This window comes from Sphingomonas sp. 3-13AW (genome assembly GCF_049311085.1).
Classification (GTDB): domain Bacteria; phylum Pseudomonadota; class Alphaproteobacteria; order Sphingomonadales; family Sphingomonadaceae; genus Sphingomonas.
Genome location: NZ_JASNVZ010000001.1, coordinates 104,552 through 121,060 on the forward strand (window position 1 = coordinate 104,552; position 16,509 = coordinate 121,060).

At 61.8% G+C, this 16,509-nt stretch carries 16 protein-coding genes and 1 tRNA gene; 6 read left to right on the forward strand and 11 right to left on the reverse strand.

Annotated elements, in window-relative coordinates; all coding sequences use genetic code 11:
• Nucleotides 1–23: 23 nt before the first annotated feature.
• The 5 genes from QP045_RS00660 to QP045_RS00680 all read right to left on the reverse strand — a co-directional run bounded on the left by QP045_RS00660 (nt 24) and on the right by QP045_RS00680 (nt 4,141).
• Nucleotides 24–1,064, reverse strand: a complete 1,041-nt coding sequence (locus QP045_RS00660) for a M50 family metallopeptidase (RefSeq protein ID WP_422513021.1) — start codon at nt 1,062–1,064, stop codon at nt 24–26.
• 156 nt (nt 1,065–1,220) lie between these two features.
• Nucleotides 1,221–1,799 (reverse strand): SOS response-associated peptidase family protein, encoded by a 579-nt coding sequence (locus QP045_RS00665; RefSeq protein ID WP_422513022.1) that lies wholly within the window; start codon nt 1,797–1,799, stop codon nt 1,221–1,223.
• A gap of 83 nt (nt 1,800–1,882) precedes the next feature.
• Nucleotides 1,883–2,698 (reverse strand): MT-A70 family methyltransferase, encoded by an 816-nt coding sequence (locus QP045_RS00670; protein ID WP_422513023.1) that lies wholly within the window; start codon nt 2,696–2,698, stop codon nt 1,883–1,885.
• Nucleotides 2,695–3,258 (reverse strand): hypothetical protein, encoded by a 564-nt coding sequence (locus QP045_RS00675; RefSeq protein ID WP_422513024.1) that lies wholly within the window; start codon nt 3,256–3,258, stop codon nt 2,695–2,697. The genes QP045_RS00670 and QP045_RS00675 overlap by 4 nt, the downstream gene beginning before the upstream one ends.
• Before the next feature lie 13 nt (nt 3,259–3,271).
• Nucleotides 3,272–4,141 (reverse strand): hypothetical protein, encoded by an 870-nt coding sequence (locus QP045_RS00680; RefSeq protein WP_422513025.1) that lies wholly within the window; start codon nt 4,139–4,141, stop codon nt 3,272–3,274.
• Between the two features lie 236 nt (nt 4,142–4,377).
• Here QP045_RS00680 and QP045_RS00685 point away from each other — a divergent pair.
• Nucleotides 4,378–4,451 (forward strand) — tRNA-Gln (locus QP045_RS00685).
• 154 nt (nt 4,452–4,605) lie between these two features.
• On the opposite strand, the gene QP045_RS00690 is transcribed toward QP045_RS00685, so the two are convergent.
• The 6 genes from QP045_RS00690 to QP045_RS00715 form a co-directional block, all read right to left on the reverse strand.
• On the reverse strand, nt 4,606–5,709 hold the full coding sequence (locus QP045_RS00690) for a DNA-methyltransferase (protein WP_422513026.1): 1,104 nt from the start codon (nt 5,707–5,709) through the stop codon (nt 4,606–4,608).
• A 150-nt stretch (nt 5,710–5,859) separates the two neighbouring features.
• On the reverse strand, nt 5,860–6,141 hold the full coding sequence (locus tag QP045_RS00695) for a hypothetical protein (protein ID WP_422513027.1): 282 nt from the start codon (nt 6,139–6,141) through the stop codon (nt 5,860–5,862).
• A 492-nt stretch (nt 6,142–6,633) separates the two neighbouring features.
• Nucleotides 6,634–7,713, reverse strand: coding sequence for a hypothetical protein (locus tag QP045_RS00700; protein ID WP_422513028.1), 1,080 nt, complete (start codon nt 7,711–7,713; stop codon nt 6,634–6,636).
• 344 nt (nt 7,714–8,057) lie between these two features.
• The gene (locus QP045_RS00705; RefSeq protein WP_422513029.1) at nt 8,058–8,321 is read right to left on the reverse strand and encodes a hypothetical protein; all 264 of its coding nucleotides are present in this window, start codon (nt 8,319–8,321) and stop codon (nt 8,058–8,060) included.
• A gap of 9 nt (nt 8,322–8,330) precedes the next feature.
• Nucleotides 8,331–8,882: a hypothetical protein gene (locus QP045_RS00710; protein ID WP_422513030.1), complete on the reverse strand. Its 552-nt coding sequence runs from the start codon at nt 8,880–8,882 to the stop codon at nt 8,331–8,333.
• Between the two features lie 18 nt (nt 8,883–8,900).
• On the reverse strand, nt 8,901–10,208 hold the full coding sequence (locus QP045_RS00715) for an ATP-binding protein (protein ID WP_422513031.1): 1,308 nt from the start codon (nt 10,206–10,208) through the stop codon (nt 8,901–8,903).
• Between the two features lie 167 nt (nt 10,209–10,375).
• Between QP045_RS00715 and QP045_RS00720 the strand changes: the two genes are divergently transcribed.
• The 5 genes from QP045_RS00720 (at nt 10,376) to QP045_RS00740 (ending at nt 16,410) form a co-directional block, all read left to right on the forward strand.
• Nucleotides 10,376–10,882 (forward strand): hypothetical protein, encoded by a 507-nt coding sequence (locus QP045_RS00720; protein WP_422513032.1) that lies wholly within the window; start codon nt 10,376–10,378, stop codon nt 10,880–10,882.
• A gap of 1 nt (nt 10,883) precedes the next feature.
• The gene (locus QP045_RS00725; RefSeq protein ID WP_422513515.1) at nt 10,884–13,361 is read left to right on the forward strand and encodes a hypothetical protein; all 2,478 of its coding nucleotides are present in this window, start codon (nt 10,884–10,886) and stop codon (nt 13,359–13,361) included.
• A gap of 343 nt (nt 13,362–13,704) precedes the next feature.
• Nucleotides 13,705–14,643 carry a hypothetical protein gene (locus tag QP045_RS00730; RefSeq protein WP_422513033.1) on the forward strand — a complete coding sequence of 313 codons (939 nt, stop codon included), beginning with the start codon at nt 13,705–13,707 and terminating at the stop codon, nt 14,641–14,643.
• 13 nt (nt 14,644–14,656) lie between these two features.
• On the forward strand, nt 14,657–15,025 hold the full coding sequence (locus tag QP045_RS00735; RefSeq protein ID WP_422513034.1) for a hypothetical protein: 369 nt from the start codon (nt 14,657–14,659) through the stop codon (nt 15,023–15,025).
• Nucleotides 15,026–15,972: 947 nt separating this feature from the next.
• Nucleotides 15,973–16,410: a hypothetical protein gene (locus QP045_RS00740; protein ID WP_422513035.1), complete on the forward strand. Its 438-nt coding sequence runs from the start codon at nt 15,973–15,975 to the stop codon at nt 16,408–16,410.
• Nucleotides 16,411–16,509 lie beyond the last annotated feature (99 nt).

A 16,509-nucleotide genomic window follows, 5' to 3' on the forward strand; every position in this document is an offset into this window, starting at 1 on the left:
GAGTCCCGGGTACTGGCTTTTCGTTAAGCGAAGAATATCATTCTGATGTCGTTGGAAAGCGCAAAGAGGCTAAGCACCACGACACATCCGATCCCGGCTTTCACTGCCCACGTGAAGGCGACCTTGGACAGGTCACGCTGAACGGCGGTCTCGATTGCGTACAGCGTCAGATAGCCACCATCGAGGCCGGGGATCGGGAGCAGGTTCATGAACGCCAGGGCGCACGAGAGGATCGCCGAGAACACCAGCAGGGGAATGATCCCGTTCGACGCCTGCTGACCGGACATGCGAGCAAGACGCAAAGGACCCGAAATCTCGTCCACCGACCGCTCGCCACGCACCATCTGATTCAGCGTCGTGAGCTGGACTCTGAACATGTCGCGTGTCTCGTTTGCAGCCAAAGCGATGGCCCGGATTGGGTCGCGCTCTCGTACGTTTTCCGCATCGAAGTTGATCCCCACACGGCCAATGGTCGCTTGGTTTCCGAACCGGTCAGAAACTGTCGAGGGTGCGATGGCCAACGTGCGGTCGATACGCTCGCCGTCACGCTCGATGGTCACATCGATCTTTCCGTTCGGATGGAGTTTGATGTAGCGGAAGAAGTCCTGCCGGCCATCATATGGGTTGCCGTTGTAGGAGATCAGGCGGTCACCATTTCGCAGCCCAGCCTGCTCAGCGGGACTGCCCGGAACCACTTGTTCGAAGCGGTTCGACATGATTGGATAGCCGGTCGTTGCGAAAATGCCGTAGAAGATCGCTCCGCAGATCAGCAGATTGGTAAATGGGCCAGCGAAAATGATGACTGCCCTCTTCCAGCGTGCAAGACGGGCGAAGCTTTCCGGGTGGCCTGCTTCTTCCGCGGTTCCAGTGCCCGGGTGCATCTCCCCGTGAAACTTGACGTAGCCTCCCAACGGGAACGGGGCGATCTTCCAGCGCGTGCCGTGCTTGTCTGTGAAGCCGGCGAGTTCGGGCCCCATGCCTACCGAAAACGCCTGAGGCTTCAACCCGAAGGCGCGCGCGGCCAGATAGTGCCCGAGCTCATGCAGCACGATGAGCACCAGCACGACCGACAAGAAGCTGATTGCAGCGAAAAGTGGAAACGGGATTATTGTCATTACTGCTGAAACCCCCACACCCGGAGGCGTTTCCGGATCAAAATCGTTCTATGATCAAAATTTCCGAAACCCAAGCGCCATTTCGGGAGGACTGTCCTCTGCAGGTCAGGCCACGCTACGCCTTGGATGGCGGACATCGACAGATAGTCGCTTGCTCTCGAACAGGTCGAGTTGGCTGTACTGGACACGCGCGACCCCTGACATGGTGTTCGCGAGGTCCCATTGCTGCGCATGAAGCCATGCAAGAGCACCGGCTTCATTGGTGACGATCGGGCGTCGCCCCGTGGCTGTGCCGTCTGATTCCGTCAGCGAGACGAGGCCGCCATCCCGCTCGTCGGTGTCGTAGAGCCCAAGTAGATAGGCGTCGGGTCCGCTCATCCACGTCTCGGCGGGACGGTTCTCGCAGTAGCCCGAGATCGGGACCACGCACCGTTGCCGGTTCAGTCGGGTCCAGAGGCTCACCTTGTCGATCTTCTCAGATCGCGCGTTCCAGAACATGTCACGCCGCCCCATCCGCCCCGGAGGGATCATCCCGTACCGCATCGCCGTCGCAACGATATGGCCACCCTGAAGGTGGATGGCGAAAGTCCCGCGCCCAGACCCGACGGTCAGGCTATTGTGAGCCGCGATGAGAGGATCGTCTCTCAGGATGCCTGAAAGAGAGGTGCGAATTGCCCAGCACATAGCTAAGTCCCTTGATGACTGAGAGCGCCGCCCTGGGCACGCCTCATTTTCCCTTGTTCAATTCCCAGGTTAATCGACCGCCGTCAGTCGAAGAGTGGAGTGGGGGCGAGGACCTTGGCCTTCTTGGTCTTGACCGCTCCGTCATCCAGTAAGCCGACCTGATTGCCCCAAGCGGCCCACCCGGGCCGGGTAGTTCGGGTGAACAACTCGAGATACGGGCCGTCGTAGATCCGCTCGACGATCTTCCTGAACTTTTCCGGCTTACACGAATGCTGCATTCGCTTGGCGAACTGAAGCCGTCGGATCCCTTCGTCCGGCTTTCGATGACCGTTGATCATATGTAGCCGACGCTGGGGCTCGCCGCGGGTGCATAGCCAAAGCTGCTCAGGGTTTGCTCGAGTTCCGTACCCGTTTCCGATCGGGAAATCATCGACCTCGTGCATAGACGAGAGGTCTGTGCCCTTGCAGGTCTTGGCCCAGTATGCGAGTACGCTCTTGTACTCGAACCCCCACGCCTCGACGAGCTTCATTGCTTGAGCGAGGCATGGGTCAGTAACCCAAAGGGCCAAAACGCAATCTGGAGCTGCGAGGTCTCGCACGGGCATCGCGATCAGCTCATCGAGGCTCATCGTGTTATAGTGCTGGTTGGCGTTGCGATCTTCCCCCTTCTCCGATCGATTTTGGAACTGCCAGGGTGGATCCGCATAGATCACGCTCCACAGGCGCGACATCTTCCCGAACAGATCGTACGTCAGCGGACGGTCTGTGATGATCTCGTCGAAAAAGTGTGGGGAGACAAACTGACGTTGATCGAAAAGCTGGCTACGGGCCTCGAACCCTCGAGCCTCGGACTGTTCGACCCCTTCTGCATCGGGCGTTGGGTCTAGGAGAAGAGTCATACATGCTCCTCGTGGTATTCGCCTTCGTCAGCGTCCCCAACATGGGAGATGCCGAGTTCGGCGTCGTGATCGGGGTCGCCGAGATCCGTGTCGGCCTGGCCGATCTCGCTGCCTGGATCAGCTTCGGTAGCGATTTCGTCTTCCCGAAAGACAGCGCCCGGGCGGTCCGGGTGAACGTGCGCGCGGTCGTCCTCGCGAGCAGCTTCTTCTTCCGTCAGTGTAGGATTGTCGACACCCCTACAGTCCACGGAATCGTCTCCCGTCAGAATGGCGATGATGCCGGCAGCATCGGCAAGGTCGAATCCGGCGGGGAAGGTGACCGTGCCTGGTGCGTCATCCAGCCCTAGCTCGGTCAGGATCTCGTGAAGGATGTCGTTTTCCTGCGCGAGATGCCCCTCGTGTTCGGCAATGCGATAGGCGGCTTCTAGCGTTCGCTTCCGTTTGCCAGCGGTAAGAGGATCGACGCGGGGGCTGCCGTTTGCAGGCCACACTTCGGGATCGATCAGCTGCGCGTACACGAGGACGCGGTGTTGATCCGCGCCGACTGGATCGTCGTGCATGTAGAGGTCCTGACTAGGCGGCATGCCGCATGATCTCGAGGGCGGTGACGTCGTAGGGCTGGGTCAGATCCGCCTGAGGGTAATCGTACTTCACCAGCGGAACTGCCGCGATTTTCGCCGACCTTGTAAGCGGGAAGAGGTACTTGTGCGTCCCAGGGTGGCGGATGCGCGTGAAGAAGCCACGTGCGCGTAGCCGTTGCACCCAGGCTTCTGCGTCTTCATCAGCGCGCATCTCATCGGCCCCGGCCGACAGGAGTTGCCGCAAGGCATATTCGGATCCCGTCTCACCCGCGCGCAGCTTGCTCAGGGCGCGGGGTGAGAAAACCAGGCCGTTGGGCATGATGTCCAGCGTGCGGGCGGAAGCGCGTCCGAGGTATAGCGCGTCCATGATCTGATAGATGCGGCCGATATGGCCGCCATGGATGAACCCAGATCCGAGTACCCTGCGCTTGATTGGATCCGCATAGGAGATCACGGAAACAACCTCAGGCTTGTGCTGCCTGAGAAGGCGGAGGGCGCGCGACACCAGAAAGGTTTCTCCGTTGCAGCCGACGTCGTCCAGTAGTACCAGTCGTCCAAGATCCACCGCATGAGTGTGGTGCGCGAGGTTGGCGGTTTTCGCGACGCTACGGTTGTTGGACGGCTGGGCGAATGTGCAGACACCGACAAGGCTGGATGTTCCTCCTGGCCCATTTCGAAAGAGCCCTGCCGAAAAGCGACTGGCCGGAAAACTACCTGAATAATGGTGCTGTTCTACAAACGGCTTCGCGAGTGCCCAGCAATCGATCGCGTCTACTGAGTGAACCGAGGGGTCGAACTCCGCATCACCGGGAACGAACATCTCCCTGCGCTCCCGCCACCGCTGGGAACGGTCTGTTTTCATTTTTAGCTCCGATGGTATCTATCCTCGCTCAGACCTCCGAAACGAGAGACGGGTTCTGATCCGCGAGATAGAGGGAGTAACATCCTGGCCCCAGGTAGCGCATGACGCGCTTTCCGGATAGCAGCAAAAGGCTTGCGAGCGCTATCCATAATCCATATGATCGCCGCCATGGTCCGCATCGCACGACAGCAACGCGTCTCGCTCTGAACGACGTCCACTTCGGGCGTCGTCAATGATGCCCTGTCGTCTAGTGGTAGGACACCAGATTTTGACTCTGGTAACGGCGGTTCGACCCCGCCCGGGGCATCCAACGCCTTCCATTCGTGAATTCGCCCTTCCTCTAATCGGCAAGAGCGGGCTCTGAATCCGTTCATCGAAGTTAGCCTGACAAGGTCAAACTCACGGCTTGGGAAGAACGCATTCGGAATGCCCGGCAGGCGTCCACGCCGATGAGCAGCCAGAGGTCACATGAGCTGGAGTTGATCGACAGGGCTGTAATCGATCCTGCGAGCGTCCGCCTGCCAGATCGCGATGCTGTCGTCGGTTACGCCTGGCAGTGGCGTGACAGACTTCATCGAGACGGCGGAAAGCCGCGTCTCGCGGATGTCCTCGTAGAAGAGATCGCAACCACTGAAGGCGCGGCCGTTCTCTCGACAGGCAACGTGGGTGGTGCCGGATCCGGAGAACGGATCCACGACAAGGTCGCCCGGGTTCGAGTAAAGCATCACGGCCCTCCGGGCGAGCTCGAGCGGAAACTGCGCCGGATGACCAGTCTTCTCGCCGTTGTTGTGGCCGATGTTTGGAATGTCCCAGACGTTCGAAGGGAAGGCCCCGAACGGGTGACCGCTGAGGTTCCCCTTGTTCGGCCCCTTGAAAGCGCGCTTGCCAGGCTGTTTCTGTGGAGTTCGGGCGGGTGTCGGGTTAAACACTTCGATGGGCCCCTTGCTCATGACGAGCGCAGTCTCGTAGCGCTCCGAGACCCTGCGCTTGGGGGTCAAGCCGTGCGGCACCACCCAGGCTATACGGCTCTGAAAGTCCAGGCCCGTCCGGCGAAGCGCGTCGTACAGGAGCATGTCCAACGGGACGATCGTGTCAGTCTCGTCACGCGTGGAACCGAGCTGGAGGAACAGCGTGCCTCCCGGCTGGAGGATACGCGACGCCTCCGAGACGACCTGCATTAGCCAGCCCATGAAGTAGACGTGCCGCATCGCGTCCGCGCTCGCGCCGTTTCCATAGGGCTTGCCCAAGTTGTAGGGACAACTGGTTAGGACCAAGCGGGCGCAGTCGTCGGGCAGGGCGTTCAGATAGTCGAGCACGTCGGCTGTCGCGGTCTGGTCGATCAGCTCGAGGAGCATCTCGTGCTGCCGGGCCTTCCGGTCTGCCGCTCGCTCCTTGATACGCGCCTCGTTCTTGCGCGCGCCGGTACGCATCGCCAGCTTCCAGATCCGTCCCCGTGACCACCCATGCTTAAGGCGAACATCGTCATAGGTCATCGTGGCAAGGTCGCCGACGACCTCACGTTCCTTGGCGGTGAGCCCGTCAAGGATCTCAGAGGGAATGTGCTTCAAAGTGCCTCCTCAGCCGGGATGCCGGTCTAGTTTCGTGTCGGGTCGTCCCGCATGCCCGATGCCGCATCAGGAAAGGGGACCGTCCCCAGTGATCTGTTTGGAAGGAGATAGTGAGCGGTGTGATCTGGCGTTCACATCCGCCTCGCGACCTCACCTCGTCGGGTGGTCGTCCGGGTCCGGGAGTTCGCGCCCGTGGAGATCATAGCCGCTCTCCGCAGCGTCGTTGGCCAAGTCCCGCACTGCGTCGTCGATGCCGCTGCTGCCGTCCAAATCCCAGACCCCGAGGCCGCCGAACTCGTTCCTGACATGAATGTAACGGTCTCGAAGGTCTCCACGAAGCGATCGGCCACTGTTGAAGGTGATTTGGGCACCCATGTTCAGAAGTTCTGCGAGTGTCGTTGAGGCGGTGGGAAGCGTCACGTCCTTGGTCATCTTGTTTCCTTCTTGATGGTGCGTCTGGTTGAACTTTGCCTCTCCAGGGAAACCTGGAAAATAGATGCCCTCTGTCACGGGGCGCCGCGGTAAAGCGGAAACAAGGCGAGTGGACCGACCGATGCGCATCTTGGCATGCTGGACCGAAGCGGAGACGCGAACTCCGGAAGGAGCTGAACGTCGGCCCACATGCGAAACCGGTCGCATATGCTTCTCGTTCTTGGCTAGCTGGTCGCGCTAGCTTCAACGATATTCCGGCTAGCTTACTGGAGATCAGGGGTGCGGATGCGCGAGGGGTCCGGCCCAGTTCCGTGCCCACACGGAGGCTATCGCGGCAAGCCATCCAACAGGACGGCTGGGAACGCGGGGAGCGGTGACTTTCGCACCCCTCGTCGCGTGTCTAACCGGCCATGCTCACCGGCACCGGTGGCTTTCGTGATCTTGCGATTGTCGGAGGAAAGCGGAGCGCCCCTCGGAGCCCCGTCGTTACGATCAGGGTGTGATGCCCTCGTCCCGCGCGGTTGCTTCGAGATGGGCATGAACCTGGCTTCGGAAGGCCATCTTGGCCCCGTGCGTCACCGTCTCGGTGTTTCCGTCCACCGGTATTTCTTTTGCATGATCGCCGGCGGTGTCGCGTTCCTTGCGGTTGTCGTCATGGTGCGCGTCGAAGTGAGTGTCGATCTCGACCTTTCGGCCGTGGAGCATCATTTCCGTGTGGACGTCCTGCTCGTCCCACTGGGACACGGCGTTGTCCAGGTTTAGTGCATGCTCGGCGCCGACGATCGCCATATCGCGTGCTTCGGTGTCGAAATCGATCGATTGGCGGCGGCGGCGGCCGGTCGCGAGCAGCGCTACGCCGTCTTGGAAACCGAGCGCCTGGTCATCAGCGGTGGGCGCTTCCTGCGCATCGGCGCCGCCGCCGCCGTCGCCGGAGTGCAGGGAGCATCCTTCTTCGAGGGCAGGATGGTGAGGGGCGCCGGCGCCGTTGGCGATCTGGCGGGCTTCAAGCATGCCTGCCCCGTCCAGAGCTCTCCCTTCATTCGTCTCCGTCCGGGACCTGGAACCATGAAGGACGTTTGCCTCGACAAGCCCCTTGGCGAGCGACAGACCCAGTGAGTTCGCGTTGAACTCCTCGCCAGCCGCGAGCTTGACGATGTCGCCTCCCGGAACGAAGTCGATCGCGTTGACGCGTACGCCGCCCACTTCCATCTCCCCGGCACCGGCAAGGCGCTTGGCGAGGTAAGTGTGCCCCTCCTCGCTTGTGAACTGCTCGAGCGAGATGGAGCGGTCTTCTGCCTGTTCGGACAGAAACGCGCCGACGGGACGATCGAGAAGGGAGCCACCTTCTGGTGGGCCGGAAATGATCGTTGCAGCGTTGGGCATGGCATGGCTGGGAAGCCCGTCAACCGAGCTGCCGGCCGGAGCGGCGCCATGCTCGAACACGCCGGCATCAGCAGTCATGTCGCCAACCGGAACCGGTGACACGCCAAGAAATCCCTTGGTCATCAGTTGGCTGATGATGTCCTGGATCTCGCTCGGATGAACGACGTTAAGCTGCTGCGGGTTGGTCATTGTGGTTCCTCGCGTGCACGCTGCCATTGTGAATCAGGATGGGGACCACCTTTTGGGTGGATTTGCGTCCCCCAGCCCTGACGACGATCAGACGTCGCTCGCACCGGACATACGGCACCGCTCGCTCGCTCCGCATCAGGTGCACCGGGCGCGCCCCGTCGAGAACGATGCCATCGTCCGCTGCAATGAGGCGGTTCGGGTCAACGCTGTGTGGAACCACGAGCAGGATTACGCCTGATGATGCGACGACGAGATCCCAGGAAGCAATCTGGGGCAACGTGATCGAGTGTCGGGACATGCGAGGATTCTACAGATAGCTGCGCAACGGCTACAAGGAGTTTCGCTCAGGTTCCAAGATATTCCCGCGAGACCTTCAGCCGCGCCGCCGGCATTTGCTTACCCGCGTGTTCGTGAGTCGGGTAATCGATGATAACCCAGGCGGTCTGTGCAAGCGCGGCTTCCAGATCGCCAGGCGATAAGGGCTTCGTTCCGAGATGCGGGACGACCGAAGTGTGTCCGACAAGCACGATCTCCGCGCCAAAGGTCGATCGATTGATAGACACAATCGACCCATCACGGACGTCGGTGATGGCATAGACGTGGAGCATACAGTCCTTTCAGTGGCGCGTGGTTGCGACGCCGGCGCAAATTACACCCAGGTAACCTTCGGGTGAAACGGGGAGGATCTCGCAGGCGGGGTCCCTGCCCGAAAGATGGGCATGCAGCCACCGCGGGTCAATTCCATCCGGGTAGGCGGGATGGAAGCAGATCCCATGACCGTCCGTGATGATGCCGATCTGCCGCGGGATGGCGGTCCGGGGCCACCGACGTACGATATCGGCAAACATGTCCAGGAGGTGGTGGGTGATCATTCGGGATACGGCCTGCCCCCTCTCGGGTTTGCCTGGCTCGTACGGTAAGCAGGTCAGAACACCGTCCTGCTGGGTCCAGGAATGCAAGGAGATGGTCCGACGCCGGTCTCCGGGGTTCGAGAGCACCACGGACAGGAATAGCGCGTCCGTTGCATCGATCGCGGCCGCCAGCGGTACCATCGCCCGGGACGCCGAGCGGACGCCTGCGGTCCGCATCTCCGGCAGTCTCTTCCAAACGGAGGGCGCGTTCCCCGCCGCTACTGCCTGCGCCAGCTTCATTTTTTCCCTCTTGTTCATTGTCTGGGGTCTGCGTCTTCAGGCGAGAAAGATTTCAGTGAAGTCGTTGCGCTGGTCGCCAACGATCTTGCACTGTACGAGCGCTGTGCGGCGAGGCCGGATGTTCTCGATCAAACGCCCATCGACGCGCAGCATGCGCGACATCTGCGAGATGTACATCTGGTCTACACCGAGGACGATCTTAAGTCCGACGTTTGCGAGCACGTCGTCGGAGAAGTGATTCAGCGACTGGCTCGCGAACATAAGACCAATGCCGAACTTACGAGATTCGCGCATCAGGATGTTGATGATATGGTCGGGATCTTTGTCGAGGAAGATGCTCGCTTCGTCGATCACGATGTAGTTGTTGGGGACATCCGTCTGGCCTCGCGCTTTGGCAGCCTGCCAGATCTCGTCGAGAAGAATTTCCACGAACATCTTCTGCTCGTCACGCCCCAAAGCCTTGATGTTGTAGCGGTGCACAGCCGCCATTTCATCCAGCGGGGGCGGGGCGTCCTTGAAAATGCCGGACTTGTCGAGGATGTCGATACGATCAAGTACGGTCTCGAGGACCTCGGCGCTTGTGTAGCGCAGGAGGTCGTTGAGCTCGTCGCCCGTCCGGACCGCGCGAACATATTTCGTGTAGGTCTCGATCGCCTTCAGAACGGCCTTGTCCAGCGCCGGATCGAGGCCTTCATCCTCGGTGCCGTGGCTCTTTAGCGCCTTCTTGTGCATCGCGCGCGCGACTTTGTTGAGCTCGTTGAGCGCCGTATTCGCCTCACCACCAGCCCCGGTTTTCAGCTCCTTGAGCTTATAAGCCGTGAACTTCTTGAGATCGGAGATGTTCGGATACACGCCGTGGTGAAGGGAGCGCCCTCGCACGTTGGGATTAGTCAGCGGGTTCCAGGTGCGCCAATCGTTCGCGTCGAAGCCGTTGCGACGGTAAAGATCCTCGAGAAGGCGCGTGAGGGCGGCGGACTGGCGCGGCCCCAAGGTCTGCGAGGTGCGAGACAGCATCGATCCAAACGCTCGGATGCGCTTGTTGACGCCACCGGAGTAGCGGTCAGGGTTGATCTTCAACGGATTCAGTCCGTATGGCGAAGACTCAGAGAATAGCGCGTCCTGTTCACCTGGGATGGTGATATCGCCGTGGACATCAATGATATGCACGCGGGCGCCATAACTTGAGACGACCCCCTCGATCAATTTACGCAGCCGATGCGTTTTGCCCATGCCGGACGATCCTACGACCAGACTATGGCCGTTGATCGCCTTTTCCGGGATCCATGACACCGCTTCGCGCCTGCCGCCTGCCGCGACCATGCTAGTTCCCAGCAGGATTGACACGATCTGTTCCCCATGATGGCCCGCAGTGGACCGGCCTCGCCGGCAGTTATAGGATGATCGAGCAAATCATCCAAATGCCCCATCCGAAAACTACTTTGCGGATATTGCTTCCTTTCCTATAACCCTTGGGCGAGGCCCTCGGTGGGGCCGTTTCGATGGAGTTTCTCGTGAGGACTTATGCCTTGACCGGGGGAGGGCTCGTGGCCGCCCTGTTCCTGTCTGCGACACCGGCTGCTGCACAGCAGAACCCCTTTGTCCCGCCGTCGTCGGGCGGACTGTCCAAGGCGCAGGTCCAGGCGATCATTCGCGCCGAGGTTGCCCGCCAGGCAGCCCAGGGCGGTGCGACGTCGCAGCAGAACAATGCGGACGGTAGCGTCACCGCCCACATGAAGGGGCCGAAGCCACCACTCGCTGCTTCGGGCGGGTCCGCTGTCGACGGTGTTCCAACTCAGAACGGAGGCGTGCCCACCGGCGTCTCGACTGCGGCTGGAGGCAAGCCTGGAGACATGGGAGGGAATGATCCGGTCTCGGCGCTTCTCTCGGCTGGTGGCGAGTTCGTCGGCTGCGTCAGCGCCACTCCAGTCTTCAAGGACAAGGAGGGACGTCGAGCATACTTCACCTCCAAAGAACTAAAGGCCTCCAATGAAGCCAAGAGGATCGCGCGCTGTGGCTGATATGAACCGCGTGCGGCATTTCGCCCGCACCTCCGTGCTGGCAATCAGCATGGCATCCATCGCGATTTCGTCTGCGGCTTCGGCTGGAGAGCGGAATCGTAAGACCTCCACCAAGTTCGCTCAGGTTGTGGAGCCGACTTCGTTTGCTGAGGCTGAACGCGGCTATGATGGCATGTTCGCCAACCGTCCGGCGGTCCAGCGCGTCCGCGTCCCAGGGCAGTTCTTCGTGTCCAAGCCGCGGGACGGGAGCATCCCCGCTTCGCTCATGAACAAGAAGGTCGAAATCGACATTCGGTCGACGACGCCGCGCCTCTCCGACCTCCAGACCATGCTGGAAATCCAGGGCGTGGCGATGGCGATCGACTGGCGATCGCTTTCGAACGTGCCGGACCCCGACGCCAAGGTCGGAACGTTTACTGCCGCTTCGCGCTATCAGGCGCTGACCAATTCTGCCGGCGGCAACTCCGGTGGCCAGAACGGCGGTGGTTTTGGCGGCGGCCTGGGCGGCGGCCTGGGCGGCGGCATGGGCGGCGGATCGTACGGCAACGGCTTCGGTGGCTCTTACGGGGGCTTCGGGGGCGGCATGGGCGGGTCGGGTGGCGGTTCTACGCCGAATATCACGATCGTCGGCTCGGCCGGTGGTGGCTCATCGGGCAGTTCCGGCGGTGGCCAGAACGGGGGCCTGGCAGGCAGCGGTCAGTCCCAGGGACAGGCTGATGAGATCCCGTCGTATCCGAACCCGCAGGGGTCGGGTTATGGCCGGTCGAAAGATGGTGGCGAGGCGGGGGATGACAGCAAGTCGCCTCGCTTCATGGATCGCGTCCTTCCGTTCCGCTACTTCAGCGGCACGGTCGGCGAACTGGTCAAGCGGCTTGAAAACTCCGGTGCGCTGGCAGTGTGGTATGACAACGGTCTGATTGTCGGGGAAACGCGTCGTTACTCCGTCGCGATCATGCAGAACATCGACGTCAGCCAGTCGGTGGTGAACGAGCTTATCCGTCTGGGTGCGCGCGACGTCGTCGGATCGATCGGCGCCGGCCAGATCTTCTATGCAGCGCCCCCGCGCGTAAATGCTGAGATGATCGAGCCGTATCTGCGGCGGGTATCGACAAATCTGTCGGAGATCACGCTCCAGGTCGCGCTGGTGACGGTCGCCATGACGAAGAACGCCGAGCGCGGCTTCGACTGGTCTGCGTTCAATCTCCAGCTGGGGAACGGCACGGCATCGGCCGGCGGCAACGAAGGCAGCCTCACCCGCAACACGGGCAATTTCAGCAATAACGGCTTCCAGGCGACGTTCGGAGTTGGTCTCACCAACCCCCTCTCCGTTGCTGGCGCGATCCGCTTCCTTTCGCGAGTGGGTGACACCTCGGTCACTCAGAACGTCGAGCTCCGGACCTTGTCCGGGGCGCCGGTGGCGCTCCGGTCGGGTGAAAACATCCCGTATGTTCAGAACGTCGGTTCGAACATCGTCGGTGGCGTCGGTGGCGGTGGCATCTCGGGCAACACCCAGACAGCCTCGTTGGGCACCGGCATTACGCTCAACGTGGATCCGCGTTATGATTCCTCGTCGGGCATCGTGACTATGGACGTCGGCGTGAAGCTCGTCGACCTAGTCGAGTTCGTCCAGCTGAGCGCCGGCAACCAGGTCGGTACTCTCTCCCAGCCTCGTACCCGCGAGCAGGGACTAAATTCGATCATTCGCGTCCCGGCCGGGCAGACCACGATTGTCGGCGGTATTCGTCGTGATCAGGCCTCTGACACGCGGACGGCGCCGCTCGGCCTCTGGGGCATCGGAAGCCGCAATCGCGATCGGAACGTCTTCTGGCTCTTCACGATCGTTCGTCCGGTCGTGACCGTGTTCGAGACCAGCGATGTCCCGAACGTGCCCAAGTCGGTGCTCGACACGACAGTGACGGTTAATCCGTCGGACGACCGCCCGGTTTGGCCGAAGGATCAGTATCGCGTCGATCAGCCGGTGATCACGCAGGGCGCAGCGGCCGTCGTCCAGGAGGTTCCGGGCGGCTATGTTCCGCGCGCGCAGGTGCTTGCCCCTGTGGGTGCTCCCTCAACTCCGCCTAACCGGCAGCCGGCAGCCGTCGTAATCTCGCAGCCGCCGGCACCACGGAATGTCGTGGTGGGAGCCCCGTCGTCCCCTCCTGAAGTGACCACAACCGCTGCTGCGCCCGCAAACACGGTCGTTCGGCTTCCTGTGGCACCCAGCGCGACCTCGCAGATCCCGGGTAACCGCGTCACTCTCGACGGGGCGGCGGTAAATCTTCCGCTGGCACCGGCTCCTGCGGATGAACCCCGGCAGCCGACTGTACCCACTCAGCCGACACCGCCTGCGACTGTGGTGCCATCGGGGAAGGTGCAGGCGGCGACCGCCGCGCAAGCGGAGGTTGTTGCGCAGTCGCAGCCGGCCGTTCGGACCTTCCTCCGTCCGATGACGGATGCTGAGCGCAAGGGAAGCAACTGATATGGGTATGTTCAGTCGATTGAAGCCCGACACGGGCGGGCTCGGGCGCGATGTGTCTGATCTACAGGATGAGGCTCCCGCTTCGGTGGCTGTTCCGAAGGAGCCCGTTGTTGCTCCGTCCGGGGACTCCACATCAGCCCCGCCAGCGGCGGATGCAGCCGACACGCTTGAGGCGTTGATCCGCGATACTCAAGACGGCGGCAACGGGAAGGGGAAGGTGAAGCTTTCGAAGGCGGAGAAGGCCGAGAAGGCTGAGGCAGCAAAGAAAGCGAAGGCCGCAGCACGACTTGAGCGGGCTGCGGCGCGCGCGGCCGCCAAATCGGCGAAGGGTACGGGTGAGCCGATGCCCGCCCGCAAGCCGTTTGCGTTCCCCAAGCTCTTCGCCTTCGGCAAAAAGGGTCCGGCGACAGGGGACGAGGTCGATGAAATCGAACTGATTACGGGCGAGCCGGACGCGCGCCTCTCGGGTTCCGTCGTCATCGAGTTCCTCGAGGGTTACGCCAAGGACGACGCGATCGCATGGGCCAAGAGCTGGGCCATGGACAAGATGTCCGTCCCTTCGGAGTGCTACTACTTCTTGATGAAGTACTCCGGCGGATATGCCGTCGAGGTTCAGGAAGGCGTCGGCCAGGCGTACCTGCCGTCGGTCATCAAGCTCGCCACCCGCAACCCGGGGCGGATGGTCGTCGTTCCCATGTCTCGTCGGAAGATGACTGTGCGCTACATCGAGCGCAACGAGGACTTCGAGGCGTACGTGTTGCCGGAAGGTCAGGAACCACCGCTCACCGGTACGGAGCCGCTCATTGCGAAGCGGACGGCGAAAATGAAGGCGGTCCTGAGCAAAAACCTGCACTGGCTTTATGCTGGGGTGGGGACATCTGCGATCGGGGGATTGTTCCTCTTCTCGTCGCTGATGGTCTATGCGTTCGATCCCGGGGCGAAGGTTCCGCCGGAATGGCGCACGACCGCGATCCCGCGTCTGCCTGTGATGCAGTGGAACCGTCTCCAGCCCGACGCGACGGAATCCTACGTCGTGCGCATGGAATTCTCCGAGGGGCAGTGGCGCATCATTCGCCAGGCCGCGGGGGCGACCGCAGAGATCGCCACGCCGGAGACGGGCTTCGATGGTGCGATCGTCGGTGGAGCCGTTGCAGCACCGACGGTTCCTGATGCTGTCGCCGGACTTCCGCCGCCGCCGCCGCCGGGCGTGGTGGTCACGCCGCTTCCTGGCGCCGGTGGCGCCGCCCAGATCCCGCCGCCAAGCGCGTTCCCGGAACGCTGAGGAGTAGATTGAAATGACACCGTCTCAGCGCCGCCTCGTCGGCATCATTCTCCTCGTTTTCGGCGTGGTCTCGCTCGCTATGGGCGGGATGGTGGTCGGGATCACCGCCAAAGCCCGGGCTGCGTCCGCAGCTCGCTTCACGGAGACGCAAGAGAGCTGCAAGACTCGTCTTAAGGCCCTCGGAGGGGAAGTTTCCGAAGTTCCTGGCCGCATCATCTGGATGAAGGGCGATATCGAGCAGGCTCCAGCGCGGATCGGCGAGGCCAGCGTTGCTGCGGTGCTCTGCCCCGGCTGGCAGCTCAAGACCGCTTGTGTGGGGCGCGATTGTGCGGAATCTGGATCGATGCGACTGGTGCTCGAACCCATGAACAGCGGAAGCTAGGCTTGAACCCGCGATAAGTGCCATCTGGCGTCCTACGGAAGGGCTCGGCGAACGCCGGGCCCTTTTTCTTATGCGAGCGATCTCGCGTCCTGTCATGCAGAGGCCCCTGCCATGTACCAGGACTGGTAGCGCCGCTGATCGGTAACCGCACCATTGGAGCAACGAGCCCCGCGGCCGCCCTGCGAAACGGCCATCATCAAGCGCCTACACCCGTGCGATTGTTCAAGCGCGCAGGAACACCGGTAGATGGGTTCGAAGCCGCCTGACAGGCTATGGGCCTTCCGAAGCAGGAAGGATGACGGCTCCGGGCGAACTGGGTAGGGGCGTCGCCCCAACGGGATTGCTGGTTGTGAGACGAAAACAGCAATTCCCCTCAACGCTGAGCGTGGTCGACCGCTGACGGATCTGCCCTCTTCGATGGGGGATACAGCACGGTATTATGTTCGCAACTCCTCGAGGCCTTGGGGCCATTGTCCCGACGGTCGCGGATAGATGGTCGCCTTGTTCTGAGGCGGGGCCCAACCCCTCGGGCGGCTGCTGCGCTACTGTATGTCCGTTCCCGCCCCGTTGAGTGATCGTACCAGCGGCTACTGCCGCAGATCGGAAGCGGCCATGTTGTGCGACGTTTCCCCGATCAGAGCTTCATAGATGGGGCGGAACGCCCTGCAGCAGCACAGCGAGGACATTTCCGCATCCGGAAAACCCACGGAATCCTGCGGGGTTTAGCCGCGCCGCCGCCGTATTTCCGGATGTGAGCAAGGAAAGTACGAAATTGATCGTTGCGCCATCCTGAACTCGGTCATAAAACCCCTCTCAGACAGGGCGCGGTGCCAAGTCAGTTTCGGTCAACATGACCAGCCTAGGGAGCGCGAAGGATCGTAGTTTCAAAGTGATTTGAAACCACCTCTGAACGCCCTCGAAAGCAAAACCCGAAAGAAAGCTTCGAAATGACCACGATCATTCTCACCATCCTCGGTATTCTGCTCGCAGCGGCTGCTGCTCTGATGGTCATCTTCTACGGCGGCGACGCGTTCAACGCTGGTTCGATCGGCGCTCAGGCGAACACGCTGCAGAACGCCGGCACCAACGTGATCTCCGCAGTTCAGCTGCAGCGCGCCGAGACCGGCACGGCCAACTCGGGCGACCTCGACGGCCTGGTCACCGGCAAGTTCCTCGCGGAAGCCCCGTCGGTCGAAGGCATCGGCCTGCTGAGCAAGGACATCTCGAGCGGCGTGTTCACCATCGCTCTCGATCCGGTTGGCGACGCGAACGCCGACGCAGTCTGCGCGCGCGTCAACAAGAACCTGAAGCGCGACGCTTCGATCGGCAAGGACGGCAAGATGGGCTGCGACACCACGGACAACGTCTTCTTCGCAAACCTGTAACCCAGGGGCACGAAACGGGGCCACCTCCCGGCGGCCCCGGGACGAGCTAGGGCTCGTGATGTCCCAATCTGAGCGAGTCCTAGAGGGGCGGCGGTCTGG